1 rRNA gene is annotated in these 252 nt (G+C 52.4%); it reads right to left on the bottom strand.

The window, feature by feature from the left end:
• A 16S ribosomal RNA gene (locus AC0T7J_RS25680) occupies positions 1–214 on the bottom strand; the annotation flags it as partial.
• Positions 215–252: the final 38 nt, after the last annotated feature.

Here is a 252-nt window from a genome sequence, read left to right as displayed (position 1 = left end):
AGGCCCGAAGGTCCCCCTCTTTGGTCTTGCGACGTTATGCGGTATTAGCCACCGTTTCCAGTGGTTATCCCCCTCTATCGGGCAGATCCCCAGACATTACTCACCCGTCCGCCACTCGTCACCCAAGAGCAAGCTCTCTGTGCTACCGTCCGACTTGCATGTGTTAGGCCTGCCGCCAGCGTTCAATCTGAGCCATGATCAAACTCTTCAATTTAAGTTTGATTTGCTTAAACAAGTTAAGCGGTGCTCATC

Source organism: Pantoea sp. E956-1, from assembly GCF_982223955.1.
This window is presented reverse-complemented; position numbering and strand designations above follow the sequence as displayed.